Raw genomic sequence first — 24,351 nt, 5'->3', positions numbered from 1 at the left:
ACCACATGACGACCGTCACGGCGCTCCCGGCGCAGCCCGCCGAGGAGAGCGCCGCCCTACCGGAGCCCGCCACCGCGCCCCGGACCCGCACGGACCGGATGCGCGCCCTGGACGGCCTGCGCATCCTGGCAGCCCTCATGGTCTGCTGCTACCACTACGCAGGAAAGAACGGGCAGGTCGCGGAGTCCTGGGGGCAGTCCCCGGGCATCAAGTTCCCCACCCTGTCGGCGTTCGCCACCTACGGCGGCATGGGCGTGCAGCTCTTCTTCATCATCAGCGGCTTCGTCATCTGCATGAGCAGCTGGGGCCGCACGGTCGGGGACTTCTTCCGCTCCCGGGTCGCCCGCCTCTACCCGGCCTACTGGGTGGCGATCGTGCTGGTCACCGCGGCCGCCCTGGTGCTGCCGGTGGTGGTCTCCCCGGTACGGCCGGACGAGTTCCTGGTCAACCTGACCATGCTCCAGCAACCCATGGGCGCCGACCGGGTGCTGGGTGTCTGCTGGACCCTCTGGGTCGAGCTGCGCTTCTACGTGCTGTTCGCGGTCTTCGTGGTCTGGCGGGGCGTCACCTACCGCCGGGTGGTGGTCTTCTGCTGCGCCTGGACGCTGGCAGGCGCGTTCGCCCGGCTCGCCGACACCCCGCTCACCGACGCGCTGGTCATGCGGGACCACGCCCCGTACTTCATCGGCGGCCTGGCGCTCTACCTCATCCACCGCTACGGCAGCGACCTGCTGCTGTGGGGGATCGTCCTGACCAGCATGCTGCTGGGGCAGCGGTACTCGGTCACCGCGGGCTGGCACCCGGGCATGGAGGGCGACTTCGACCGCTCCCCCTACGTCATCCAGCTCATCGTGCTGCTGTCGTTCCTCGCGGTGGCGGCGGTGGCGCTCGGCTGGCTGCGGTGGGCGAACTGGCGCTGGCTCACCTTCGCGGGGACGCTGACCTATCCGTTCTACCTGGTCCACGAACACCTGGGCTGGTTCGCGATCCGGCTGATGAACCGGTGGATGCACCTGCCGCCCTACGTCACGCTGGTGGGGTCGGTGCTCTCGATGCTCACGCTGGCGTACCTGCTGCACCGCTTCGTGGAGAAGCCGTTCGGTCCCCGGCTGAAGCGCACCATGGCGGCACAGGCGAAGCGGCCGAGACCGGCCTGATCCCGCGCCGCTCGGCGAGGCGCGGACCGGCGCGAAGGCCGGCCGGGGAAGAAGGGGCGCGGACGGGACCGGGGGAACGTGTCCCGCCCGCGCCGGTGCGCCGAGCCGAAGGTACGGGGGGAACCCCGGCTCTGGGCGCGGCCGATGACCAGTCGGCTCACTCTCTACTGCGCCCGGCGTCCGGGAAACGTCACACCGGACCGCCCCGTCGTGACCGGCATCACAGCCGGAGGCGGGGCCGTCCAGTGGTCAGCGGCGGTGGACGGCAGTGGACGGCAGTGGTCAGCGGCGGCCGGTGACGGCGGTGCGGGTGAAGACCGCGGTCCGGGTGGAGGTGACCCTGCCGTCGGCCGACGTCTCGCCCGGCCCTCCCCGCCCGGCCGACGCACCGCCCGGCGGCGCCACCGTCCGCCGGACGCCGGCACGCGCACCCGAAGGGCCGTACTCCTTCTCCGCGCGGGAGTTCCGGACGGAACCGTCGCCGAGATCGCGGGGGCCGTCGTCGTGTGGGCCGTCGTCCTCGCGGTCCCCGTCGGCCCCGGCACCGCCCCGCGAACCGTCCGTGCTTCGGCCGTCGTCGTCCCCGAGGAGGCGGTCGCAGCGGCGCTCCAGGCTCGATTCTCCGCCGGCCGTCCGCACCAGCCTGCGGCGCTCCGCAGCGCCGAGATCGCCGTCGCGGTAGTCGCGGCACTGCTGGGTCGCGGCGGTGAGCCAGTCACCGCCGGACGGGCTCCGCGAGGCGCCGGGGGCGCCGTCCCGCGCCGCGTCGCCCGCCCGGTCCGGACCGTCGACGGTCCCGTCCCGACCCGTTCCGCTCCCGCCCGTTGCGCTTCCACTTCCACCCAGCAGTGGCCGGTCGCCCGTCCCGCCGAAGGTTCCGCTTCCGGGCGTGGAGCCGTCGTTCCCGGCGCCTGCGGAGCCCGGCGCGCCGGTCGCACCGCCGGTCCCGGGAGCGCCTGTTTCCGAGGGGTCGCCGGGGCGGCCGGACGTCTTCGCACCGTCCGGCACGCCGGAGGGAGCGGGTGCGGAGACCGAGGCGGCCGGGGCAGCCGTGCCGTGCCCTCCGAACGGGCCCGGCAGCACGCCGGCGCCCGTCGCCACCGCGACCCCGCCGAGCGCGCAGCCCGCGAGCGACACGACCAGTCCGTACCGGACGGAGCGCCGCATCCGGCGCCTGCGGGCGGGCGGCGCGACGCCGAGCCGGACCGGATCGGGCAGCTCCATCCCGACGGACGGACTCACCGCCCGTACCGTCAGCGGGCGTTGGGCGGCGGACCGCCGCTTGCCCGGGGTGCCGGCGGCCTCCCGGAACGCGGCCAGCGCGGCCTCCTCGCCGCGCAGTCCGCCCTGCGGCCGGTGCGCGCGGGCCTCGTCCAGCGCCCGGGCCAGCCGTAGCGCAGCCGCGCGGGCCGGGGCGTCGAGAGGGACCACCGGTTCGCCGCGCAGCAGTGACTCCGCGGCCTCCTCGTCAAGCCACTCGTCCTGCTCGTCGGCCATCACATGTCCTTCTGCGTCCACGGACGCCAATGCGTCACACCGGCGGCTCCGCGGGCCCCGGCGGCCGCCGGAGCCACCGCACCGCCGCGGACGACGCGCTGCGCGGGCACGGCCCGCAATTCCGCTCCGGAGTCATCCTCGTTCACGGAACCCGTCGCCCCGTCCTCCGCTTCGCCCGATCCGGGTGCCACGCCTCCGTTCGGCCCGGCGGGGTGGTCGCCGCCGAGCAGTTCGGCCAGCCGCTTCAGCCCCCGGTGCGCGGCGGTGCGCACCGCTCCGGGGCGCTTGCCGAGGGTCTGCGCCGCGCTCTTCGCGTCGAGGCCGACGACCACCCGCAGCACCACGGCCTCCGCCTGGTCGCGCGGGAGCCGGGCGATCAGCTCCATGGTGCGGCCGGTGGCCAGCGCCTCGATGGCCTCGGCCGCGGTGTCCGACTCGGCGGGCCTCCCGGCCAGTTCGCTCTCGTCGCCGCCGACCACGGGACGCCGGCCGCGCGTGCGCAGATGGTCCAGCGCGCGATTGCGGGCTATCCGCGCCGTCCATCCCCGGAACCGGTCGGCGTCACCCGCGAACCGCCCGAGGTCACGGGCTATCTGGAGCCACGCCTCCGAGGCCACGTCCTCGGCGTCCGTGTCCCCCACCAACGTGCGTACGTAGCCCAGCAAGCGCGGGTGCACGGCGCGGTACACAGCACGGAAGGCCTCTTCGTCCCCGTCCTGCGCCGCGAGCACCGCGGTGGTCAGCTCCGCGTCGTCCCCCAGCACTCCCCAACCCGCCCTGCGTCCCGAATCACCGCTGGTCACCGATGTTCGCGCGATCGTGCGCGGATCAGCACGCTACGTGCTCGCACGGCACCGCGTCCATGGCTCGCGCCACTCGCGACGAAGCGACCCGTATCGAGCGGCCGACGCCGGGCTCCGGCAGCGGTGTGACAGAAAGCGCGGCCGTGACGCTGTCTTGAGTACGGGGCCGCTCCGCGGCCTCGTGGAAGGCGGCCGGGGTCTCTCCTGTGGGGGGTGGCGACCCCGGTCGTCCTCATAGTTATCGGCTCTGACCAGGCAATATGCGGGTCGCGGGGCCTCCGCATGACCAACGCGTGACCAACGCGGTCGGCGATCACCCGATCCTTTGCCGTCCGTTGCGTAGCACCGCCCTTCTCTACGCGAGCTTCAGACTCCGTGTCCGGGTAGCCGCACCTAGCAACGTCGCATTGCCCGCTGGGACAGCACGAAGAAGGTCCCGACCAAACGATAGACGCGGGGATCAGAACAGCGTTCGCCGACGCGGTCGAAGCCAAAGAGTGCCGCAGCGAACTCGTACGCCTTCACACACCGTCAGTCAGTCCGGTCACCGGCTGCCGTGATACTGCCGAACTGGCGATCCAGAGGGAAACCGGCCGGAGCAGTGGCTGATTCCACCCTCCCGGCTCAACTGTCAGAGTCATGCAGTAAACCTGATCCCATGACCTTCGGTTCGAATCAGTTGACCGAGGACGAGACGTGCAAGCGGTTCGTCCTTCCGGCGCTCGCGGCCTCCGGGTGGACCACTCCGCAGATCAGGCCCCAGTACGGGATCAACAACGGACAACTCGTGCCGACCAAGAGGCGTCACCGCAAGGGCAGGCCGTTGGTCGCCGACTACGTCCTGGAGTACGTCGCGGACGTGCCGATCGCCGTGGTGGAGGCCAAGCGGTACCGGCTCAGCGCGGAGAACGGGGTCGAGCAGGCGCGGCGGTACGCGCGCAAGTTGGGGCTGCGATTCGCCTACGCCACCAACGGCCGCGACATCGTAGAGATCGACTTCAGCGACCCGAAGCGGCCGGTGATCCGGGACATCCAGGAGTTCCCCTCCCCGCAGGAACTCTGGGGGCGGTTCCTTCAGGACCAGGGCGTGGGCGACACTCCGCTCGGCGAGCGGCTCCTCTCGACCCCGTACGACTACACCCTGCGCAACTCCGACAGCACGTCCCAGCGGCCGCGCTATTACCAGCGAGTGGCCGTGACAAGGGCGTTGGCGGCTCTGGCCCGCGATGAGCGGCGCATTCTGCTCGTCCTGGCGACGGGCACCGGCAAGACCATGCTCGCGCTCCAGTTGGTGGCGCGGCTGATGAACGCCCCCGAGGCATTCGGCGGCCGGAAACCCCGTGTGCTGTACCTCGCGGACCGCAACATGCTCGTCGACGATCCCAAGGACCGTTACTTCCAGGAAGTGTTCGGGAAGGACGACGTCCACAAGATCACGGGAGGTGAGGCCAAGCGCGGACGGAAGATCTACTTCGCCCTCTACCAGACCCTGGAGCAGGGTGCCCAGGGAGAGGAGCTTTACCGGGAGTACCCGGAAGACTACTTCGACGTCGTCATCGTGGACGAGTGCCACCGCGGAAGCGCCGCCAGCGACGGTCGCTGGCGAAGGATCCTCCAACACTTCTCGCCGGCTGTGCAGATCGGCCTCACGGCTACGCCGGTCGCCGATGACAGGCGGAAGACCGACACATACGAGTACTTCGGCAACCCCGTCTTCACGTACTCGCTCAAGGACGGTATCGAAGACGGGTTCCTCTCGCCGTACCGACTGCGCAGGGTCCGACTGAACGTGGACGTGGAGGGCTACCGGCCGCAGCCGGGTGAAAAGGACATCTACGGTCGGGAGATTCCTGACGATCTCTACGGCCCCAAAGACTACGAACGGGTCATGGTGATCCTTGAGCGGACCGAGCTGGCGGCCCGGTACCTCCTCGACCATCTGCGCGCGACGGCCGAGGAGGGGCGGCTCGGTAAGACCCTCGTCTTCTGCGAGAACAACGACCACGCGGCCCGAATGCGGACCGCGTTGTTCAACGCCGCCCCCGGGGAGGTCGCAGCGCTCCCGGACTTCGTGCGGCGCATCGTCGGAGACGACGGTTCGCACGGTGGCGAAGCGCTGGAGGAGTTCCGCAAGGCGGACAGCAACGAGCCGGTCATCGCCGTGACGTCGAAGCTGCTGTCGACGGGAGTGGACATGCCGCCTGTGCGGAATGTGGTGCTGTTCCGGCGCATGGCCTCCATGCCGGAGTTCAAGCAAGTCATCGGCAGAGGCACTCGACTCTGCCCGGAGATCGGCAAGGAGTCGTTCGACATCATCGACTTCGTCGAGGCGTCGCGACTCTTTGACGATCCGGCCTTCGACGGACCGCCGCTCAAGGTGGTCCGGGACTGGACTGACGATCAGGGCGAGGTGGTGAGCTCGGACGATCTGACCCCTGTGCCTGAGTCCGAGCCGGATATGGACGCAGAGTCCGCCGCTGAGCCGCAGGCGGAGTACACCCAACAGGACGGCGGTGCTTTCGACGCTGATGTCGACTCCGCAGCCGGAGCGCAGGACGGCGACATCACCGACGAGGAGGAGATCGACAGGATTCTTTCCCGCTCCAGGAACCGGTTCACAGTCAAGGGTGTCGACGTCTACAAGGTGGGTGAGCTGCGGTACATCCTCAAGGACGACGGGAAACGACTCCAGCTCGTGACCGTACAGCAGTGGGTGCACGACCGGGTGCTGGAACTCGATCTCGATCCGGCCCAGTTGCGTACTCAGTGGGCGCAGGCGAAGAGCCGAGCCGCTCTGATGGCGGCGCTGAAGTCGGCACAGATCGACGTGGAGCGTCTGCCGGAGGAGTTGGGCATGCGCGAGGTCGACCCCGTGGACCTGCTGGTGTCCGTGGCCTGGGACGGGCTCGCCGTCGTGAGCCGGGACGAACGACTGACGTGGTTCCGCCGGGAGCACGCGGAGTTCCTGGACTCCTTCGGGGACCGGGCCAGGGAGGTGCTCGAAGCGATGCTCCTTAAGTTCGAGGAGTCCGGGTCGCCGCAGCTGAAGGTGGAGACGCTCCAGGTGCCACCGTTCACCGAGATGGGACGGGTGGCCGAGCTGACCAGCCGGTTCGGAGAGCCAGGTAAAGCACATCAGGCCATCGACGAACTGGCGGCTCGGCTGCTCACTGCGGTCTGACTGGCGTAAGACGCAGGACTATAAGTTGACTTTACTTTGATGTTGACGGTTCATGGTGAAGTAAAGCCACCTTTGTGTTTCGAGTCCTGTTACGCTGGGGAGGTGCTCAGAGATCGTACGGACACCCGGGCCACACTCTGGCGGATTGCCGCCGGACAGCGGGGGTACTTCACCGCCGCCCAGGCCCGGGAGGCGGGGTACTCGTACCAGGCCCAGCGCCACCACGCGCAGCATGGCAACTGGCTCGCCGTTGATCGGGCCATCTACCGTTTCAGTGAGTTCGCGGACCTTCCGAGTGAAGGCGACGAGCAATTCGTTCGCTGGTCGCTGTGGAGCAGGGGGCGCGCGGTGATCTCACATGCCAGCGCTCTGGCGGCCCATGATCTAGGGGTGGCCAACCCCTCCCGCATCCATGTCACCGTGCCCCGCGCCTTCCGACAGACCACGGACGCGGTGATCCTGCACCATGCCAATCTCGCCGACGGAGACAGCGAGGGACGTACGGGGTACCGGGTGACGACGCCGCTGAGGGCGCTGGCGGAGTGTGCGGCCGACGGGGAAGACCAGGACGTGCTCGAATCCGCGGTGTCCGAGGCCCTGGAGCGCGGAATGATCACCCGTCGGAAGCTGCTGCACGCAGCCCAGCTCTCCGGCCCACGGTCCGAGTTGGGAATCGAGCGCGCGCTCGGAGCTCTCTCGTGACAGGGCGGTACAGGGATGCGGCGGACCTGAGAAGGGCCCTGGAGGCGCGACTCAAGCAGGAGGCCGCCGAGACCGGTACGGACCTGGTTCGACGTCGGCGGCTGGTCGTCTTCGACCGTCTCGCGGCGCGGCTGGCCGAGGACCGCGCCGGCGGCTGGGTACTGAAGGGCGGTGCCGTCATGGAGTTCCGCTTCACCGGGCGCGCGCGCACCACCAAGGACCTCGACCTTGCCGTACGGCCCGAGCCGGTCGGCGGAGGTCTTGACGGGGATGCGGTCCGCGAGATGCTCATCGAGGCTCTGGACCGCGACCTCGACGCCGACGGATTCCGGTTCCGTGTCGCCACGCCATCGGCTCTGAAGGCGGACATCGCTGGGCGGGGTGGGTGGCGCTTTTCCGTCGAGGCGCACCTGGCGGGGAAGGTCTTCGCCGGTGTCAGGGTGGACGTGGTCGACCGTGGCGAGGAGATCTCACTCACCGAGCTCCTGCCCCTGCCCAACACACTGGAGTTCGCCGGGGCGCCGGCGCGTGCGATCGAGGCGGTCGACCGGCGTCAGCACTTCGCAGAGAAGCTCCACGCGCTCACCCGCGACTACGGCGATCGGCCCAACACTCGGGTCAAGGACTTAGTGGACCTCGTGCTCCTGATCGAGAGCGGGCTCTCCGGCGACATGGACCTGTTGAAGGCCGTGCGACACGTGTTCGCGGTACGGGCCACGCACGACGTTCCCCTTATCCTTCCTGACCCTCCACCGCGATGGAGGGACGACTACCCGGACATCGCCGAGGAGTTGGCGACCGGCACTCCACCAACCGTCGACGCCGCGATGACCTTGGTCCGCAGCCTGTGGGCTCGGACGCTCGCCAAGGACGCGGGGCAGGACGACGTGAACGCCGCATTTCCGGGACAGAACAAGCAGAAGGACCAACTGAACTGACATGGCAGCGACCAGACGGAAAACGGCGGAGAAGGCACCCGTCACCACGCAGGCTCGCCTCGCGTCCCTGATCAAGTCCGCACGCGACACCATGCGCAAGGACGCCGGAATGAACGGCGACCTGGACCGGTTGCCGCAGCTGTCCTGGCTCCTGTTCTTGAAAGCGTTCGAGGAGCGCGTCGAGGAAGAGGGCGAGGCGCTGGACCCGGGCGGATACCGCCGGGCGATCGAGAAGCCCTACCGCTGGACGGACTGGGCGACGGACGAGGACCTCAGCGGCAACGAGCTGAAGACCTTCGTCAACGACAAGCTCATCCCCTACCTGGCGGGCCTGGACAGGGAAGCCGACAGGGGGGCGGAGGACCCGCGCAACGTCATCTCCCTGATCTTCAAGGACGTCGTCAACCGCATGCAGTCGGGAACGCTGCTGCGTGACCTCGTGAACATCGTCAACAAGATTCACTTCATCTCGCACGACGATATCCACACCATGGCGTTCGTCTACGAGTCGATCCTGCGAGAGATGCGCGACGCGGCTGGCGACTCTGGTGAGTTCTACACACCGCGTCCCGTCAACCGCTTCATGGTGCGGCAGTCATTTCTCGAACTCGATGAGACGATCCTTGACCCCGCCTGCGGGACTGGCGGGTTCCTGGTGCAGGCGTACGAGGAACTGGCGGGGAGGGTGAAGACCGAGACGCAGCAGCGTGAGCTTCACGCGAACCTCAAGGGCATCGAGAAGAAGCCGTTGCCGTATCTGCTGGCCTCTATGAACCTGCTGCTCCACGGTGTTCACGCCCCTCGCCTCCGCCGCGAGAACGCGCTCCTGACCATGCGGAACGCACAGGCATCGGACAAGGTGGACGTGGTCCTCACCAATCCGCCGTTCGGCGGGGAGGAGGAGTCATCGGTCGTCACGGCTTTCCCGTCTGCTTTCCAGACGCAGGAGACGGCCTGGCTCTTCCTGTACTCGATCCTGGACCAGCTGAAGCTGGGCGGCCGCTGTGCGATCGTCCTGCCGAACGGTTCGCTCTTCGCCTCCGGCGAGAACTCGATCGGCGCGAAGATCAAGAAGAAGCTGATGAAGGAGTGCAACCTGCACACCGTCGTCCGCCTTCCACAGGGCGTCTTCGCGCCCTACACCCAGATCCCGTCCAACATCCTCTTCTTCGAGAAGACCGGGCCCACGCGGGACGTCTGGTTTTACGAGATCCCGCTCCCTGAGGGTCGCCGCGGCTACACCAAGACAAAGCCGCAGCGGCTAGAGGAGTACGACGACTGCGTGGCCTGGTGGGGCGGCAAGACCCGCGAAGGCCGCGAAGCTGGGGAGCACGCCTGGTCGGTCCCGGCGTCGGAGATCATCGCCGACGGCTACAACCTCGACCGTGCCAACCCGCACATCGGGGATGAACTGGCTCACCGCACTCCCGAAGAGCTGGTGGACGAGCTGGTAAAGACGGAGTCGGCGATCCTCAAGACTCTCGAGGATCTGCGGGCGAAGCTGGAGAAGAAATGACCGAACTGACTGAGTACGCGGTTGAAGACGTCATGACGCTCGTGCGCCGGCCAATCACGCCTGCGACGGGGGAGACCTACTGCGAGATCGGCCTGCGGTCGTTCGGGAAAGGGGTTTTCCACAAGGATCCCGTCGCGGCAGAGGAGATCGCCGGGAAAAAGGTCTTCAGGATCCAACCAGGCGACCTCATCTTCAGCAATGTCTTCGCCTGGGAAGGGGCCGTAGCGATCGCCTCCGAACGGGAAAGTGGCATGATCGGTTCACATCGATTCATGACGCACCAGGTGAATACAAAGGTTGCCGATGCCCGCTATTTGCTCCACTACTTCTACGGCGGTCCGGGACTGAATGCAGTTCGCAGCGCATCACCGGGGTCAGCGGGACGAAATCGCACACTTGGGGCGCGGACTTTTGCCGCGAAGCAAATTCACCTACCTAGCGTCACCGAACAGCGCCGCATCGCCAAAAAGCTGGACGCGGCGATGGACAGTATTTCCCGAGTAGTGCAGCTGAAGAAGGATTCGGACGCACTCGTACGACAGCACGCAGATGCACTATTTGGCTCCATCAAAGAGCAAAGACCGCTCTCTAGCGCACTCGATGAGAGCAGCGACTTTGTAACAGTCTCACCCGAGAAGACGTATCGAACTGCAGGGATCCTGAACCGAGGGCGGGGCCTTTTCCACAGACCCACGATCTCGGGAAATGAGACCAAGTACCCACGCTACAACCAGCTGAAGAGTCATCAGTTTGTTTACAGTAAGCTCTTTGGCTGGGAGGGGTCGCTTGCGGTCGTTCCGGAAGATTTCCACGGAATTCACGTGTCTCACGAATTCCCTACCTTCGATATCGACCCTGAGGTTGCTGACGTTTCCTATATGACTCATCTCGCGCGTTGGGATGGGCTTCACTACCGCCTTAAGGACCAAGGCAGTGGCATGGGATCTCGCCGACAGCGAGTCAACGTAAGTCGACTACTCGCCACGGAGGTTCCCCTCCCGTCGCTACCGGAACAGCGCCGCATCGTGGAACGCCTCACGTTGACCCGACGCGTCGCCGAGGCCGGCGCCCGCCAGGTCGCGGACATGGACGCGCTGCGCAAGGGCCTGCTCGACGCGGCCTTCTCCGGGCGTCTGTAGGCGGGTCAGGCTGTCGGAACCCTCCGCCACCCCGAGTCCGTCACCACGACGTGGTCGAGGAACCTCAGGCCGACCGTCTCCGCTCCCGCCGCAAGGCGGGATGTCGTGAGGCGGTCGGTCTCGCTCGGCGTCAGGCGGCCGGTGGGGTGGTTGTGGGCGACACCGAACGCGGCACCGCCGAGGGCGAGAACGCGAGCGAGGGTGTCGCGGACCGGGACGAGAGTGCGGTCGGACGCGCCATCGGTGAGGACGGATGTCCGGAGGATCGCGCCCGCCCCATCGCAGGTCACCAGAACCGCGCGTTCATGGCGCAAGCCACGGAGGAGAGGGCTCGCGACGGCCGCCAGATCGGCGGAGCCGGAAATTCGCCGCAGGCCGGGAGCCTGCTGCGCCGACACCCGCCGTCCCAGCTGAAACGCGGCCGCGACCCGCGCCGCCTTCGCCGGACCCACACCCGGCAGACCGGCGGCGAGCTCGTGGGCAGGGACGCGCGAGAGCGCATGCAGCCCACCGTGCCGGGCGATCAACCGTCCCGCCAGCTCCACGGCGTCCTGACCGGCCAGTCCCGCTCCCAGCAGCAGCGCGAGAAGCTCCCGGTCGGACAACGCCTCCGCACCCCGGTCGAGCAGCCGCTCTCTCGGCCGATCCTGCGCCGGGACCTCCCTCATGCGCATGCTGATCAGGCCCGGCTCAGTCGACCGAGTCGCGATCGAACGGCTCCGCGTCGTCGGGTACGGGATCGGGCTCCTCGGACTCCTCAGCGCCCATCGACGTGATGCCCGGCCTAGAGTCATCGCCACCCTCAGCCGCCGATCCGATCAGGTCGATCAGACGCGCGTGCAGCGTCCGCGAGCGGGCCCTCAGAAAGCCCTCATAGTCGTCTCGCAGAGCAGCCTGGTAGGCGTCCTCCTCGATGAGACAGGTCCGCAGTCGCGCCCTCAGCGTGTCCTCGCCGTGCCAGTCGATCAAGTCCTTGAGATATACCGAGGGCGGAGAGTCTGAGACGTTGTTGTTGGTGATCGCACTCAACATAATCAGGTTTCCGCACACGTTCGCCCGAGTCGCGCTCACTCCGCTTCGCTTCAGAAAGGCACGCGGAAAGAAGTGGTGGAACTGCTTGTCGTTCTGCCCGGCCAGCGCCTTGTCGGTGTCGATGGCCTGACCGGTGTTGAGGTCCACTGGCTTCTCGTACGACATCAGCAAGACGTGCAGCTTGGTTGGTGCGTTGGCACGTGAGAACTGCGTCCGCTGCCAAAGCACGTCGCGCGGCAGGGCCGCCCCGGTCTCGATCTCCGTCGCCTGGCCAGTAGCAAAGGCGGACACCGCGTCAAGGTCGGCCGTCATCTGAGACTCGCGCCAGCCCTTGAAGTACTCACTGCTCGCCGTCAGCCAAAACCACCGGCCGATCGCTGCGTATTGATCGGCGGACGGCTTGGGGAGCTGCCGGAACAGCTCCACCAGAACTGCGAACTGGTTGTAATACGGCAAAGCCTCGGCACGAGGAGTCCGGATCTGAGTGAAGAGAAAGTCGACCGCTCGAGCAGCCGCCTTGCCAGCCTCGGTCACCGCACCGTGCAGCTCTGCGGGGTCGAGACGCCTCAGGTCCTGGATGGACTTCGTGGAGAACCCCAGTCCTGCGGCTGCGGAGATCGTGCGGAGCATCGTCTTGGTGTCGACCCGGCCATACCGCTTTCGGTCGAGGACCTGCAGCAGTTGTTCGATCTCTTCCTTGAGGTCGAAGTCGCTCGACCAGGTCCCGGCGCGCACAAGATCGACGATGTCCATCCTCGTGCCCGTGCTGTTGATCCGCTCGAAGATACGGGCCGAGTCCTCCTCAGTGACCTCGACCATGGTGACGACCGGCACCTGATACCCGCGGAACTGATCGCTCAGTGCCTGAGCGCGCCGCACATGCTCGTCCGTCGGCTTATCCCTCAGCACCCACGCCATCATTGAGCCCGCCGAGTCGAGGTCGCGCACGGGGATGATGTGCGCACCAGCCGGGGTTTCCTCCGTGAGGTACAGGAACTCTTCACGGGCCAGGTCGAATCCGATCCTCCACCGTGCGCCCTGGCCGTGCATCGCGCCCACGAGGCTCGCCAGTCGCTGCTGTCCATCGATGACGTACTGAACCGGAGCGCCTGGCACTTGTGGGACAGCGGTCAGCCCAGCAATCTCGTGACCACTAGCGAGCCGACGATCGGACGTGCGCCACATCAGCAAACTGCCGATGGGATAGTTCCGGCGGACCGAGTCCAGCAGGTAGAGAACCTGTTCCGGCTCCCAGACGAACGCCCGCTGGTACTTCGGCAGAACGATCTCTCCGGACAGCACACGGTGCGCGAGCGTCGAGATCGGCGCAATCGTCGGTTCAGGCGCTGTGATGCGCCCCGAGCCCTGAGATGACCCCATTCCGCCCCTCCACTGCTATGCCTAATCGCCTGTGCAGCTGTCAAGACAATCCTAGGAGTCGGCACTGACAATCCGCCGAGCGGGCACGCAGTCCCGCTGCGTGCCCCCGTGCCGTTCGAACATCCAACACCCTCGACGGTTGGACGCCGTGGCCAACGCGTGGCCAACAGCGGCCAGGAACAGCCAGAAGTACCCAGATGGGGACAGATCAAGGCGGCAATCGAAGCCTCCACCAGGGCTACAAAACACCTGTTCAGACGCCACCTACGACTCCTCAGGGCCGGGGGTGGCGACCCCGGTCGTCGTCCTTTGCAGCCCTGCTGACCGGCGGCACGGGGCTGTTCAGGTCCGAGGACGCGAACCGCCCTGTCGCGAGCCCGGTTGTCGACGCAGCCGGCGCGCTCATGAACTACGTCCTCGGGGCCGCTGCGCAGAACGCCTCGAACGCACGCCTCCACGCCGGCCCGTTCGTGCACGCGGCGGCCACCCGCTCGGGCGAGCACGACGACCGTGCGCAGTTCCTTGCCGGGGTGGACATCTTTCTCGCCGGCATCTCGGCCCTGCGCAATCGCGCTCTCTGATCCGTGGGCCGGGGTGCCGTGGCCCTCGCCCCGCCCTCTTCGCCACCGCCCCGCGTTTCCCTCCTGGCAGTCGCGAAGTTGGCACAAGCCCGGAGTCCGGCCGTCCCGTGCTCCGCCCGAAGAGCGGCACGGCCCGGCGCGACGTACGCGGGGTCGTGCCTACTTCTTGAGGCCGAGGCCGCGTGGCGCCGGCCCGAACAGCATGTCGCCCATCAGGCCGGTCGTGTCGATGACGACCTTTCCGTCGGCGTCCGGGTACGCGACGCGCTGGGCCCGGCGGTCGGGGGCGACGAAGTAGACCTCGGGGCTGACGCCCTGATTGCCCTGCGCGGTCCGGAACCAGTGACCGGCCGCCAGCGCCATGGTCTCGACAGCGGTCAGGACCCCCACGCCTCTCACCACGTGCAGAATCAGTGTGTGCCAGGACGGCACGGCGACCATCACGCCGTAGCCGGCCGGGGCTCCGTGCACCTGGCCGACCAGCCAGTCCAGTACGGCCACCCGGGACGCGACGAAGGGGTCGTCCCCCGTGAGGGTCACCAACTCGGTGTCCTCGCGCGCCGCGTCGCACGCCTCGCGCACCACCCTCAGCCCGTCCAGGTTCTCCACGTTGTACATCGCCCGTCTCCACACCGCCTCGCTGCCGCCGAGCTGATCCATGGACGACACGGGCAGGAAGTCGAGCCGGCTGCCGCTGAACAGGGCCGTCGCCATGACCAGTCCCGGCAGGGCGACGGGCGCGCCTTCGGCGGCCCCGGGCGGGAGCCCGTCGGGCGGCACGACGAACGGCCTCAACGCATCCAGTTCAGCACCGCCGAAGCTGGTCTCCCGCTGCTCACCCGGCGTGGGCTGCTTGCCCCTCTTGTGGAAAAGACCCATGAGTCGCAGCGTAACCAAGGGAGTTGGGGCACGTTCCGAAATCACGAGGTCCGGTCGTCCGTCGCGGACGGTTCGGCGCGGATACCACTTCCGGACCGGTGCCCGGAGTGGAACACCTGCGCGTGGTGCGGAACGGTCCGGCCGGGCCGTGGCCGCCCGCAGTGAGGACTGCGGGCGGCCACACCCCCTTCAGGAGGCCGGTGTCAGCAACTGCTGAGGGTGTCACCGGTGTCGGCGGTGCACGTGTCGGTGCCGAGGCCGCCGTTGGCGATGTCGCCGCCGGCCCCGTCCTGGACGTCGATGCTGTCGTTGCCCAGGGCGCCGCTCATGGTGTCGGTGCCGGAGGTGTCGACGAGGACGTCGTTGCCGTTCTGCCCGTCGAGGTCGTCGTTGCCCGGGCCTCCGTAGATGTGGTCGCTGCCGTTGTCGAACAGGTACAGCAGCGAACCGAGGAGAGTCTCACCGTAGTTGGTGTCGTTCCCCGCCCCCGCGTAGAGGGTGTCGGCGCCGTTCCCGCCGCCCATGACGTCGTCACCGGACCCGCCGTGGAGGATGTCGTCGCCGTTCTTCCCGTCGATCGTGTCGTTGCCGCCCAGGCCGCAGAGCACGTCGGCGGCGTTCGTGCCGTTGAGGGTGTCGTTGCCGGGGGTGCCGGTGATGGTGCACCCGTTGGCGTTGTCGACGGTGGTCGTCTCGGCGTCCGTGTTGTTCGCGGGTGCCGGATCGTCCTGGTCGGCGGTGGTGGTGGTCGTGGCGGTGATGGTGCCCGTCGCCGCCGGTTCCACAGCGATCGTGACCGTGGCCGAAGCCCCGTCGGCCAGCGGGCCCAGCGCGCAGGTGATCGTGGGGGCGGTGATCGCGCAGGTGCCCTGCGAGGAGGTGGCGGAGCCGACGGTGCGGGCCGCGCCGGACAGCGTCGTCGTCGCGGTGACGCCGGTGGCGTCGTCGGGTCCGTCGTTCGTCACGGTGCTGGTGTAGGTGTAGGTGCCGCCGAGGGCGGCGGGATCGGCGGAGTCGGATACGGCCACCGACAGGTCCGCGGCAGGGGCGCCGCCGCCCGCCGTGGCGAAGGCCACCGAGTACGGGAAGGACCCGAGGGGGAAGGTCGCGGTGACCGCGTTGGTGGCGGTGTCGATGACCGACAGGGTCCCGGCGTAGCCGTTGGGCACGTAGGCGAGGGCGCCGTCGGGGGTGACGGCGCTCTGGAAGGGGCCGTTGCCGACGCCCACGGTCGCGGTGACGGTGTCGGTGGCGGTGTCGATCACCGACACGGACGAGGCGGAGTTGTTGCTGGCGTAGGCGCGGGTCCCGTCCGGGGACAGGGTGAGGCCGAACGGGCCGATGCCGACCGGGATCGTGGTGGTGACGGTGTTGGTGGCGGTGTCGATGACGGACACGTTGTGGGAGTTCTGGTTGCCGACGTAGGCGCGTGAACCGTCCGGAGTCACCGCGATGAAGTTGGGCTTCTGCCCGACGCCGACGGTCGCCACGGTCGCCGCGGTGGCGGTGTCGACCACCGACACCGTGTTGCCGCCGTTGTTGGACACGTAAGCGCGCGCACCGTCGGGGGTCAGCGCCACACCGAACGGCTGGCTGCCGACCGGGATGCTCGCGGTGACGGTGTTCGTGGCGGTGTCCATCACCGAGAGCGTGTTCGCGCTGCTGCCGGCGGTGTAGAGGCTGCCTCCGGTCGGGGAGACGGCCACGCCGATCGGGCCGGCGCCGACCGCGACGGTCGCGGAGACGGTGTTGGTCGCGGCGTCGATCACCGACACCGAGTCGGAGCCGTTGTTGGTGACGTAGACGTGTGCGGCATCCGGGGAGGCGACCGCCCCGATCGGGCTGCTGCCGACCGGGATCGTGGCCGTGACGGTGTTGGTGGCGGTGTCCAGCACCGACACCTGGTTCGCCATCAGGTCGGTGACGTACGCGAGCGGGGCCGGTGCGAGGGCCTGAGCGGGCGGGGCGGCCAGGGCGACCAGTCCACCGAGTGCCAGAGCACTCCCGGCGGTGGCGGCGGTCATCCGGCGTCCCCACGACTTCAGGGCGCGGCGGGGTCTGGCGGGTAGAGCAGTCACGGGACTTTCCCTTCGAGGGGCCCGCACCCGCCGGCGGCCCCGGTGGGGCCTGGAGGACCGGCAGCAGTGCGGCCGTGCTCGCTCCGCACGCGACGTGCCGGTGGGGCGGCCGTGCGGGGCCTCGGACATCACGCACCGCGTCACCCGGAGTGGCCCCTGGGTACACGGTCTCGTGCCGCACACCGCCGCGGCAGGATGGGGGGCCGCAACAGCCTTGCCCCGCCCGGCGCATGCCGGAAACCGGCGACCGGGTGGAGCCACGGGCATCATCCCGGTCGTCGCGGCGGCCCCTACGGCACACTCCGACCACTGTCCGCATACGGGCCAAAGCTGTCCGTAAACACCTGTTTAGCGCCCTGTGAGGGGGACGAAGCCTAAGCGTCCTGCAGTACGGGCCGAGCGGCCGGAAGGCACAGCCACTTCGAAGCGGCCTGCCCCGCACCGGATGCGGAACACCCCTTTGCCCGTGCGCCGCGCGGCTTTGCCCGTGCGCCGCGCGGCGCGGCTCCGGGTGCACGCGCGGTCGGGGAGGAACCGCACGGCCGAGCCGGGCCGGGAGCGGCGATCCCGGCCGTGGCCCTTTCCCGGCGGGGCGTCAGCTCGCTTCGACGGCGGACGTCCGCGCGTCCAGGGGACGCAGGAAGCGGCGCTCGTAGCGCCTGATGCACCGGGTGGTCTCCGCCCACGCGAAGGCCGCCCGGCAGTCCTCGTCCGCGAAGCTGTCCGTGCGGTACTGCTCGTAGGCGGCCATGCTCGGGAAGGAGAACAGGGCGTACGCGATGTCGCTGTCGCCCTCGCTCGGCAGGAAGTAACCGTGGTGGGTGCCGCCGAACCGGTTGACCAGCAGGACCCAGCGGCGGCCGTACTCCTCGAACTCGGCGATCTTGTAGGGGTCGATCTCGTACTTCAGGTGGACGGTGATCATGCGGACGGCTCCGGGGTCGTGTGGCGGGCGCGGCAGGCCCCGGAAGGCGTCCTCGTCGCAGTCCGCGCCGGGGGCGTGCCGTTCATGCTCCGGAGACTACGAGCAACGGGGTGCGGCGGAGCGGGTGGGGCCGCCACCCCCGGAGCCGCGCGGCGGACCGCGGGGCGGCCGGGGCGGGCGGGGCCGGCTCCCGCTCCCGGCCCCGCGTTCCCGACGCCTCACCCCCGACCGTCGATCTCCCCCGCCAGCGCGCGGAACTGCGCCCAGCTCAGCGTCGGATCGGTCGGGTCCCAGAGCTTCTGGGCGGTGGCGTACAGCGGCATCCGGATGCCCTCGGCGACCTGGGCGGTGGTCTGGGCGTTCGGGAGGTCGCCCCAGACGGCGAACCGGCCGCCCAGAATCTGGTCGGAGTACCGCGCGGAGACGGGTGTGGTGCCGCGCAGGACCTGCGGGGTCCACTGTGCGTAGATCCGCTCCCCGGTCGGGTAGACGAAGGTGTTGGGCTCGCCGAGCACGTAGTAGAGGAACTCGTCGTTGAGGTTGACGAGGTTCCGGCCCTCCTTCAGGTAGGCCTCGGGCTCGCGGGCGCCGATCTCCTTGCCGGTCCAGTACTCGACCTCGATGTCCTTGTCGGCCTGGACGCTGCCGCCGGAGAACATCCCGTCGTTCCACGCCTTGGCGGTCATCCCCTTGGGGCGCACCGTGTCGGCGCGGTCGTTGAGCCAGCCGGTGGCCAGGTCCTCGATGGTCGCGCCGCTGCCGTACTTCTCGCGGGCGGCGTTCGCGAGCTGCGGGTAGGAGGCGGACGGGTCGCTGACCGTGAGCGCCTGGTACTCGTCGGCGCCGAGGTGCCAGTAGGCGCCGCCGAAGAGGTCGGTGTACTCGTCGAGCAGTTCGTCGATCAGGGTGGCCGCGCCCGGCTTCGATATGTCCAGGGAGCCCGGGGACGCGACGCCGCGGGTGTTGCGGAGCTGGAGGCCGGGGTGGGCGTCGAGGACGGCTCCCAGGTGTCCGGGCGAGTCGATCTCGGGGACGACGTCGATGTGCAGGCGGGAGGCGAGCGCGACGATCTTCCTGACCTCGGCCTGGGTGAGGTGGTCGGCCGCGACCACCTCGGGGTGCTTCTTCGACTCGATGCGGAACGCCTGGTCGTCGGAGAAGTGCAGCCCGAACTGGTTCATCTTGAGGTCGGCCATCTCGCGCAGCCGGTCCTCGATCCATCCCGCCTCGTACGGTTTGCGCGCGATGTCCAGGTTGAAGCCGCGCTGCGGCTTGCCCGGCCGGTCCTTGACGACGCCCTCGGGCATGACCCCGTCCGCCTCGACCGACTGCTTGAGGGTGCGGGTCCCGTAGAACGCGCCCGCCTCGTCCGCGCCGGTGATGGTGACCCGGCCGTCGCGGGTGGTGAGGGTGTACGACTCGGCGGGGCCCTTCTTCCCGGTGGCGAGGCCCAGTTCCACGTCGCCGTCGCGGGCGTCCGCCCCGCCGCGGTAGCGCAGGCCCAGTTCCTCGGCGATCAGGCGCCCCTCGTCGGCGAGCCGCCCGCTGCCGACGACGACGCCCGCCGAGGGGGCCGGCTTCCAGCCGGGGCCGCGGGCCGCGGTGTGCTCGCGGACGGACGGGATGGTGCGGGGCGCCTCGGAGAGCGGGTAGCTGCGACTCGGCGAGGGCGGGGCGGAGGACGACGGGGCGGCGCGGGGCGGCGTGGAGGAGTCGCCGGAACCGGAGTCCGAGGACCCGCAGGAGGCGAGCGTGAGGGCGACGGCGGTCGTGAGGGCGGTCGTGACGGCCGCCAGGGGGCCGCGTGCGTGCGTCATCGGAAGGGCACCTCCGTGGGGAGAGGGAGAAGCGGGTACGGCGGCGGGTTCGTCCGAGGTACCCCGTTCGGGTGAGTCGAGCCTCGCGAGAGGGTCGCTCGTTTACCGTCACATGTTCCGAAACTCTCTCGTTCCGGTGAATTTTCTCCGTCCGTCGAACGGCCGTGGTCGGGCCTCGCTAGCGTTGCGGCACACCAGCCTCTCCCTTCGCTCGCTCCTCCGAGCAACCTCAACTCTCTCCGGCCCCTCTTTCAGAGTCACAGATGTCCTTCGTCCGAGGAGTCCACGCTGTCCAGGTCCAGCGAATCCGCCGCCGGTCTCCCGGAGCGCCCGTCGGCGCCCCGGACCGGTGCGCCCGGCGTTCCGGTGCAGCACCGCGGCCCCGCCACGCCGGGGCTCGCGCTGCCCCGGTCCGCCGACGGCGTCGCCCGGTTCAACGCCCTGCCGCGCCCGGAGGCCGAGGCCGCGCTGCGGGAGTGCTGCGGCAGCCGTCGCTGGGCCCGACGGATTGTCGATCACCGTCCCTACCCGGACCTGGACGCGATGCTGGCCGCCGCCGACGAGGCGGGGTACGACCTGCCGGCGCCGGACATGGCCGAGGCGCTGGCCGACGAGACGGCCCCCTGCCTGCACCACGACGCCCCGCGCGCGGCCCATCTGGCGTTGCGGGCGGCGCACGCCGCGTACGAGAGCACATTCGGGCACGCCTTCGTGATCTGCCTGGACGCCGTCCCGCCCTCCCAGCACGTGGACCAGGTACTGGCGACCATCCGGGCCCGGATGGAGAACGACGAGGACGAGGAGCGGGCGGTCACGGCGGACGAGATGCGGCGGCTCGCCCGGGCCCGCATCGTCGAGATGGTCACCGAGCAGGCGCGCCGGCCCGACCCGGTCTGAGGCCGGGGAGCGCTCCGCGGGGCCGGCGCGCACCCCGCGATCCGGGGGGTACGCGGGGATATCCGACGACAAGTGCACCCGCCCGCGGCGGCGGCGGGGCGTGCGGGGACCAGGCAGGGAAACGATCCGCCTAGCCCGTTGGTGCCCAGTTCTTTTGCCTCTTTGATCACACCTGTGGCCCCGGCGCGAACGAACCGACAAAGCGTCGCTACGATGGCCGGGGCCGGTGGACCGTACCCGGCCGGGTCAGACCGACAGTCAAGCCGGCCGACCCCAATCCCCGCTCCCGGAGGGTTCTTCCGTGCCGGCTGGAACGCTGTACCGCGGCCGGGAAGGCATGTGGTCCTGGGTGGCTCATCGAGTCACCGGTGTCCTCATTTTCTTCTTCCTGTTCGTACACGTCCTGGACACCGCTCTCGTCCGCGTCTCTCCCGAGGCCTACGACGACGTCGTGTCCACCTACAAGACCGTGCCCGTCGCTCTCCTGGAGTACGGGCTGGTTGCCGCCATCCTCTTCCACGCGCTGAACGGTCTGCGGATCGTCGCCGTGGACTTCTGGGCCAAGGGCCCGCGCTACCAGAAGCAGATGCTCTGGACCGTGCTGGGCATCTGGATCGTGCTGATGGTCGGGGCCCTGTACCCCGTCCTCGGACACGCCGCACGCGAACTGTTCGGGAGCTGAGGCCGATGTCCGCCAACACCCCTGCCGCGATCGGCGACGTCGAAGGCGTGAGCCTGTTCGACGTGGAGAACCCGGCTCCGGTGATCGAGCCCCCGCGCAAGCGGACGGGCAAGACCCCCAAGGGCTCCCGCACCAACTTCGAGATGTACGCCTGGCTCTTCATGCGCCTGTCGGGCATCGTGCTCGTCGTCCTGGTCCTGGGCCACCTGCTGATCCAGCTCGTGCTGGACGGCGGTGTCTCCAAGATCGGCTTCGCCTTCGTGGCGGGCCGGTGGGCCTCGCCGTTCTGGCAGGTCTGGGACCTGGCGATGCTGTGGCTGGCCATGCTCCACGGGGCGAACGGCCTCCGTACGGTCATCAACGACTACGCCGAGCGGGACAAGACCCGTTTCTGGCTGAAGATGCTCCTGTACACCGCCACGGTCTTCACCGTCCTGCTGGGCACGCTGGTGATCTTCACCTTCGACCCGAACATCCGCTAGGCGCCGGGCCAGAGGGACCAGAGGAAATCATGCAGATCCACAAGTACGACACCGTCATCGTCGGTGCGGGCGGCGCCGGCATGCGCGCCGCGATCGAGTCGACGAAGCGCAGCCGCACCGCCGTGCTGACGAAGCTCTACCCCACCCGCTCCCACACGGGCGCCGCGCAGGGCGGCATGGCCGCCGCGCTGGCGAACGTGGAGGAGGACAACTGGGAGTGGCACACCTTCGACACGATCAAGGGCGGCGACTACCTGGTCGACCAGGACGCCGCCGAGATCCTGGCGAAGGAGGCCATCGACGCCGTCCTCGACCTGGAGAAGATGGGCCTGCCGTTCAACCGGACGCCCGAGGGCCGCATCGACCAGCGCCGCTTCGGCGGGCACACCCGCAGCCACGGTGAGGCCCCCGTCCGCCGGTCCTGCTACGCCTCGGACCGCACCGGCCACATGATCCTCCAGACGCTGTACCAGAACTGCGTCAAGGAGGGCGTGGAGTTCTTCAACGAGTTCTACGTGCTCGACCTGCTGCTGCAGGACGACCCCGAGACCGGCGTGAAGAAGTCCGCCGGCGTCGTCGCCTACGAGCTGGCGACCGGCGAGATCCACGTCTTCCAGGCGAAGGCGATCATCTTCGCCTCCGGCGGCACCGGCAAGTTCTTCAAGGTGACGTCGAACGCGCACACCCTGACCGGCGACGGTCAGGCCGCCGCCTGGCGCCGGGGCCTGCCGCTGGAGGACATGGAGTTCTTCCAGTTCCACCCGACGGGCATCTGGCGCATGGGCATCCTGCTGACGGAGGGCGCCCGCGGTGAGGGCGGCATCCTCCGCAACAAGGACGGCGAGCGCTTCATGGAGAAGTACGCGCCGGTCATGAAGGACCTCGCGTCCCGTGACGTCGTGTCCCGCTCCATCTACACGGAGATCCGTGAGGGCCGCGGCTGCGGTCCCGAGGGCGACCACGTCTACCTCGACCTCACGCACCTGCCGCCGGAGCAGCTGGACGCGAAGCTCCCGGACATCACGGAGTTCGCGCGCACCTACCTCGGCATCGAGCCCTACACGGACCCGATCCCGATCCAGCCGACCGCGCACTACGCCATGGGCGGCATCCCGACCAACGTCGAGGGCGAGGTGCTGGCCGACAACACCACCGTCGTCCCGGGCCTGTACGCCGCCGGCGAGGTCGCCTGCGTGTCGGTGCACGGCGCCAACCGCCTGGGCACCAACTCGCTGCTCGACATCAACGTCTTCGGACGCCGGTCGGGCATCGCCGCCGCCGAGTACTCCGCGAAGAACGACTTCGTCGCGCTTCCCGAGAACCCGGCCGAGCTGGTCGAGGCCCAGGTCGAGCGGCTGCGGAACTCCACGGGCACCGAGCGCGTCTCCACGCTGCGCCTGGAGCTCCAGGAGTGCATGGACGCCAACGTGATGGTGTTCCGCACGGAGCAGACCATCAAGACGGCCGTCGACAAGATCGCCGAGCTCCGCAAGCGCTACCTGAACGTGTCGATCCAGGACAAGGGCAAGCGGTTCAACACCGACCTCCTGGAAGCCATCGAGCTGGGCAACCTGCTCGAACTGGCCGAGGTCATGGCGACCTCGGCACTGGCCCGCAAGGAGTCCCGCGGCGGTCACTACCGCGAGGACTACCCCAACCGCGACGACGTCAACTTCATGCGCCACACCATGGCGTACCGCGAGGTGGCGGCCGACGGCACCGAGTCGATCCGGCTCGACTACAAGCCGGTCGTCCAGACCCGCTACCAGCCGATGGAGCGTAAGTACTGATGGCAACCCCGACCCTGGAGAAGACCAGCACGCCCGAGCCGGGCTTCGCGGACTCCCCCTACATCACCGCCACGATCCGCATCCGCCGCTTCAACCCGGAGGTCTCGGACGAGGCGCAGTGGCAGGACTTCCAGATCGAGATCGACCCGAAGGAGCGTGTCCTCGACGCCCTTCACAAGATCAAGTGGGAGATGGACGGCACCCTGACGTTCCGCCGTTCCTGCGCCCACGGCATCTGCGGCTCCGACGCGATGCGGATCAACGGCAAGAACAGGCTCGCCTGCAAGACGCTGATCAAGGACATCAACCCGGAGAAGCCGATCACGGTCGAGGCCATCAAGGGCCTCACGGTCCTCAAGGACCTCGTGGTCGACATGGACCCGTTCTTCCAGGCGTACCGCGACGTCATGCCCTTCCTCGTCACCAAGGGCAACGAGCCGACCCGCGAGCGCCTGCAGTCCGCCGAGGACCGCGAGCGGTTCGACGACACCACCAAGTGCATCCTGTGCGCCGCGTGCACGTCCTCGTGCCCGGTGTTCTGGAACGACGGGCAGTACTTCGGCCCGGCGGCGATCGTCAACGCGCACCGCTTCATCTTCGACTCGCGCGACGAGGCCGGCGAGCAGCGCCTGGAGATCCTCAACGACCGTGACGGCGTGTGGCGTTGCCGCACCACGTTCAACTGCACGGACGCCTGCCCGCGTGGCATCGAGGTCACCAAGGCGATCCAGGAGGTCAAGCGCGCGCTGATCACGCGTCGCTTCTGACCCGCCCGGCCCACGGCCGTCCCGACAGGCCCCGCGCACCCCGGCGAATCCGGCGGTGGGCGGGGCCTGTTGCTGCGTGCCGGCAGTTCGGGCGGTACGGTCGTGCGA

Annotated in this window: 19 protein-coding genes and 1 pseudogene; 12 read left to right on the top strand and 8 right to left on the bottom strand. The window is 68.9% G+C overall.

All coding sequences use genetic code 11. The features are described 5' to 3' along the window. The first annotated feature begins 5 nt into the window (after positions 1–5). Complete coding sequence (locus Q0994_RS11795; protein ID WP_299532591.1) at positions 6–1,157, top strand: acyltransferase; 1,152 nt, start codon at positions 6–8, stop codon at positions 1,155–1,157. A 282-nt stretch (positions 1,158–1,439) separates the two neighbouring features. Here Q0994_RS11795 and Q0994_RS11790 read toward each other — a convergent pair whose 3' ends face one another. Both Q0994_RS11790 and Q0994_RS11785 read right to left on the bottom strand, forming a co-directional pair. Further along, complete coding sequence (locus tag Q0994_RS11790) at positions 1,440–2,654, bottom strand: hypothetical protein (RefSeq protein WP_299532588.1); 1,215 nt, start codon at positions 2,652–2,654, stop codon at positions 1,440–1,442. After that, on the bottom strand, positions 2,654–3,418 hold the full coding sequence (locus Q0994_RS11785; RefSeq protein ID WP_299533042.1) for an RNA polymerase sigma factor: 765 nt from the start codon (positions 3,416–3,418) through the stop codon (positions 2,654–2,656). The genes Q0994_RS11790 and Q0994_RS11785 overlap by 1 nt, the downstream gene beginning before the upstream one ends. Before the next feature lie 697 nt (positions 3,419–4,115). On the opposite strand from Q0994_RS11785, the gene hsdR reads away from it, so the two are divergent. The 5 genes from hsdR to Q0994_RS11760 all read left to right on the top strand — a co-directional run bounded on the left by hsdR (position 4,116) and on the right by Q0994_RS11760 (position 10,933). Beyond that, a complete protein-coding gene (hsdR, locus tag Q0994_RS11780) occupies positions 4,116–6,638 on the top strand; it encodes an EcoAI/FtnUII family type I restriction enzme subunit R (RefSeq protein WP_299532586.1) in 2,523 nt (840 codons plus the stop codon). Positions 6,639–6,740: 102 nt separating this feature from the next. After that, the gene (locus tag Q0994_RS11775) at positions 6,741–7,340 is read left to right on the top strand and encodes a hypothetical protein (RefSeq protein ID WP_299532584.1); all 600 of its coding nucleotides are present in this window, start codon (positions 6,741–6,743) and stop codon (positions 7,338–7,340) included. Next, a complete protein-coding gene (locus Q0994_RS11770; protein WP_299532582.1) occupies positions 7,337–8,278 on the top strand; it encodes a nucleotidyl transferase AbiEii/AbiGii toxin family protein in 942 nt (313 codons plus the stop codon). The genes Q0994_RS11775 and Q0994_RS11770 overlap by 4 nt, the downstream gene beginning before the upstream one ends. Position 8,279: 1 nt before the next feature. Then, positions 8,280–9,794: a class I SAM-dependent DNA methyltransferase gene (locus Q0994_RS11765; protein ID WP_299532579.1), complete on the top strand. Its 1,515-nt coding sequence runs from the start codon at positions 8,280–8,282 to the stop codon at positions 9,792–9,794. Further along, on the top strand, positions 9,791–10,933 hold the full coding sequence (locus Q0994_RS11760) for a restriction endonuclease subunit S (protein ID WP_299532577.1): 1,143 nt from the start codon (positions 9,791–9,793) through the stop codon (positions 10,931–10,933). Before Q0994_RS11765 ends, Q0994_RS11760 begins: the two co-directional genes overlap by 4 nt. 5 nt (positions 10,934–10,938) lie before the next feature. Here Q0994_RS11760 and radC read toward each other — a convergent pair whose 3' ends face one another. Then, positions 10,939–11,601 carry a RadC family protein gene (gene radC, locus Q0994_RS11755; RefSeq protein ID WP_299532575.1) on the bottom strand — a complete coding sequence of 221 codons (663 nt, stop codon included), beginning with the start codon at positions 11,599–11,601 and terminating at the stop codon, positions 10,939–10,941. Between the two features lie 22 nt (positions 11,602–11,623). Then, complete coding sequence (locus Q0994_RS11750) at positions 11,624–13,345, bottom strand: DUF262 domain-containing protein (protein ID WP_299532573.1); 1,722 nt, start codon at positions 13,343–13,345, stop codon at positions 11,624–11,626. A 386-nt stretch (positions 13,346–13,731) separates the two neighbouring features. Between Q0994_RS11750 and Q0994_RS11745 the strand changes: the two are divergent. Beyond that, positions 13,732–13,926, top strand: a pseudogene (locus Q0994_RS11745) (TetR/AcrR family transcriptional regulator); the annotation flags it as partial. A 159-nt stretch (positions 13,927–14,085) separates the two neighbouring features. Here Q0994_RS11745 and Q0994_RS11740 read toward each other — a convergent pair. From Q0994_RS11740 to Q0994_RS11725, 4 genes are all read right to left on the bottom strand, one after another. Beyond that, positions 14,086–14,805 (bottom strand): hypothetical protein, encoded by a 720-nt coding sequence (locus Q0994_RS11740; RefSeq protein ID WP_299532571.1) that lies wholly within the window; start codon positions 14,803–14,805, stop codon positions 14,086–14,088. A 203-nt stretch (positions 14,806–15,008) separates the two neighbouring features. Next, positions 15,009–16,883 carry a beta-propeller fold lactonase family protein gene (locus tag Q0994_RS11735; protein WP_299532569.1) on the bottom strand — a complete coding sequence of 625 codons (1,875 nt, stop codon included), beginning with the start codon at positions 16,881–16,883 and terminating at the stop codon, positions 15,009–15,011. 595 nt (positions 16,884–17,478) lie between these two features. Beyond that, a complete protein-coding gene (locus tag Q0994_RS11730; RefSeq protein WP_299532567.1) occupies positions 17,479–17,808 on the bottom strand; it encodes an NIPSNAP family protein in 330 nt (109 codons plus the stop codon). Positions 17,809–18,026: 218 nt separating this feature from the next. Continuing rightward, the gene (locus Q0994_RS11725) at positions 18,027–19,625 is read right to left on the bottom strand and encodes a glycoside hydrolase family 20 protein (RefSeq protein ID WP_299532564.1); all 1,599 of its coding nucleotides are present in this window, start codon (positions 19,623–19,625) and stop codon (positions 18,027–18,029) included. Between the two features lie 366 nt (positions 19,626–19,991). On the opposite strand from Q0994_RS11725, the gene Q0994_RS11720 reads away from it, so the two are divergent. The 5 genes from Q0994_RS11720 to Q0994_RS11700 all read left to right on the top strand — a co-directional run bounded on the left by Q0994_RS11720 (position 19,992) and on the right by Q0994_RS11700 (position 24,243). Further along, positions 19,992–20,522, top strand: coding sequence for a 2-oxo-4-hydroxy-4-carboxy-5-ureidoimidazoline decarboxylase (locus Q0994_RS11720; protein WP_299532561.1), 531 nt, complete (start codon positions 19,992–19,994; stop codon positions 20,520–20,522). Positions 20,523–20,823: 301 nt separating this feature from the next. After that, positions 20,824–21,204: a succinate dehydrogenase, cytochrome b556 subunit gene (gene sdhC / locus Q0994_RS11715; RefSeq protein ID WP_299532559.1), complete on the top strand. Its 381-nt coding sequence runs from the start codon at positions 20,824–20,826 to the stop codon at positions 21,202–21,204. Between the two features lie 5 nt (positions 21,205–21,209). Then, positions 21,210–21,686: a succinate dehydrogenase hydrophobic membrane anchor subunit gene (locus Q0994_RS11710; protein WP_299532557.1), complete on the top strand. Its 477-nt coding sequence runs from the start codon at positions 21,210–21,212 to the stop codon at positions 21,684–21,686. 29 nt (positions 21,687–21,715) lie between these two features. Next, positions 21,716–23,476 (top strand): succinate dehydrogenase flavoprotein subunit, encoded by a 1,761-nt coding sequence (gene sdhA, locus Q0994_RS11705; protein ID WP_299532555.1) that lies wholly within the window; start codon positions 21,716–21,718, stop codon positions 23,474–23,476. Beyond that, positions 23,476–24,243 (top strand): succinate dehydrogenase iron-sulfur subunit, encoded by a 768-nt coding sequence (locus Q0994_RS11700; protein ID WP_299532553.1) that lies wholly within the window; start codon positions 23,476–23,478, stop codon positions 24,241–24,243. Before sdhA ends, Q0994_RS11700 begins: the two co-directional genes overlap by 1 nt. Positions 24,244–24,351 lie beyond the last annotated feature (108 nt).

The organism is uncultured Streptomyces sp. (genome assembly GCF_947488945.1).
Taxonomy (GTDB): Bacteria; Actinomycetota; Actinomycetes; order Streptomycetales; family Streptomycetaceae; genus Streptomyces.
Note: the sequence above shows the minus strand (reverse complement) of the source record. Positions and strands in the feature narration are given on the sequence as shown.

Excerpts from the sequence above, each read along its gene's own strand:
- Q0994_RS11765 (WP_299532579.1), top strand. The coding sequence starts at position 8,280 with ATGGCAGCGACCAGACGGAAAACGGCGGAGAAGGCACCCGTCACCACG.
- Q0994_RS11740 (WP_299532571.1), bottom strand. The coding sequence starts at position 14,805 with ATGGGTCTTTTCCACAAGAGGGGCAAGCAGCCCACGCCGGGTGAGCAG.
- Q0994_RS11710 (WP_299532557.1), top strand. The coding sequence starts at position 21,210 with ATGTCCGCCAACACCCCTGCCGCGATCGGCGACGTCGAAGGCGTGAGC.
- Q0994_RS11730 (WP_299532567.1), bottom strand. The coding sequence starts at position 17,808 with ATGATCACCGTCCACCTGAAGTACGAGATCGACCCCTACAAGATCGCC.
- Q0994_RS11750 (WP_299532573.1), bottom strand. The coding sequence starts at position 13,345 with ATGGGGTCATCTCAGGGCTCGGGGCGCATCACAGCGCCTGAACCGACG.
- Q0994_RS11760 (WP_299532577.1), top strand. The coding sequence starts at position 9,791 with ATGACCGAACTGACTGAGTACGCGGTTGAAGACGTCATGACGCTCGTG.
- Q0994_RS11700 (WP_299532553.1), top strand. The coding sequence starts at position 23,476 with ATGGCAACCCCGACCCTGGAGAAGACCAGCACGCCCGAGCCGGGCTTC.
- sdhA (WP_299532555.1), top strand. The coding sequence starts at position 21,716 with ATGCAGATCCACAAGTACGACACCGTCATCGTCGGTGCGGGCGGCGCC.
- radC (WP_299532575.1), bottom strand. The coding sequence starts at position 11,601 with ATGAGGGAGGTCCCGGCGCAGGATCGGCCGAGAGAGCGGCTGCTCGAC.
- hsdR (WP_299532586.1), top strand. The coding sequence starts at position 4,116 with ATGACCTTCGGTTCGAATCAGTTGACCGAGGACGAGACGTGCAAGCGG.
- Q0994_RS11790 (WP_299532588.1), bottom strand. The coding sequence starts at position 2,654 with ATGGCCGACGAGCAGGACGAGTGGCTTGACGAGGAGGCCGCGGAGTCA.
- Q0994_RS11795 (WP_299532591.1), top strand. The coding sequence starts at position 6 with ATGACGACCGTCACGGCGCTCCCGGCGCAGCCCGCCGAGGAGAGCGCC.
- Q0994_RS11725 (WP_299532564.1), bottom strand. The coding sequence starts at position 19,625 with ATGACGCACGCACGCGGCCCCCTGGCGGCCGTCACGACCGCCCTCACG.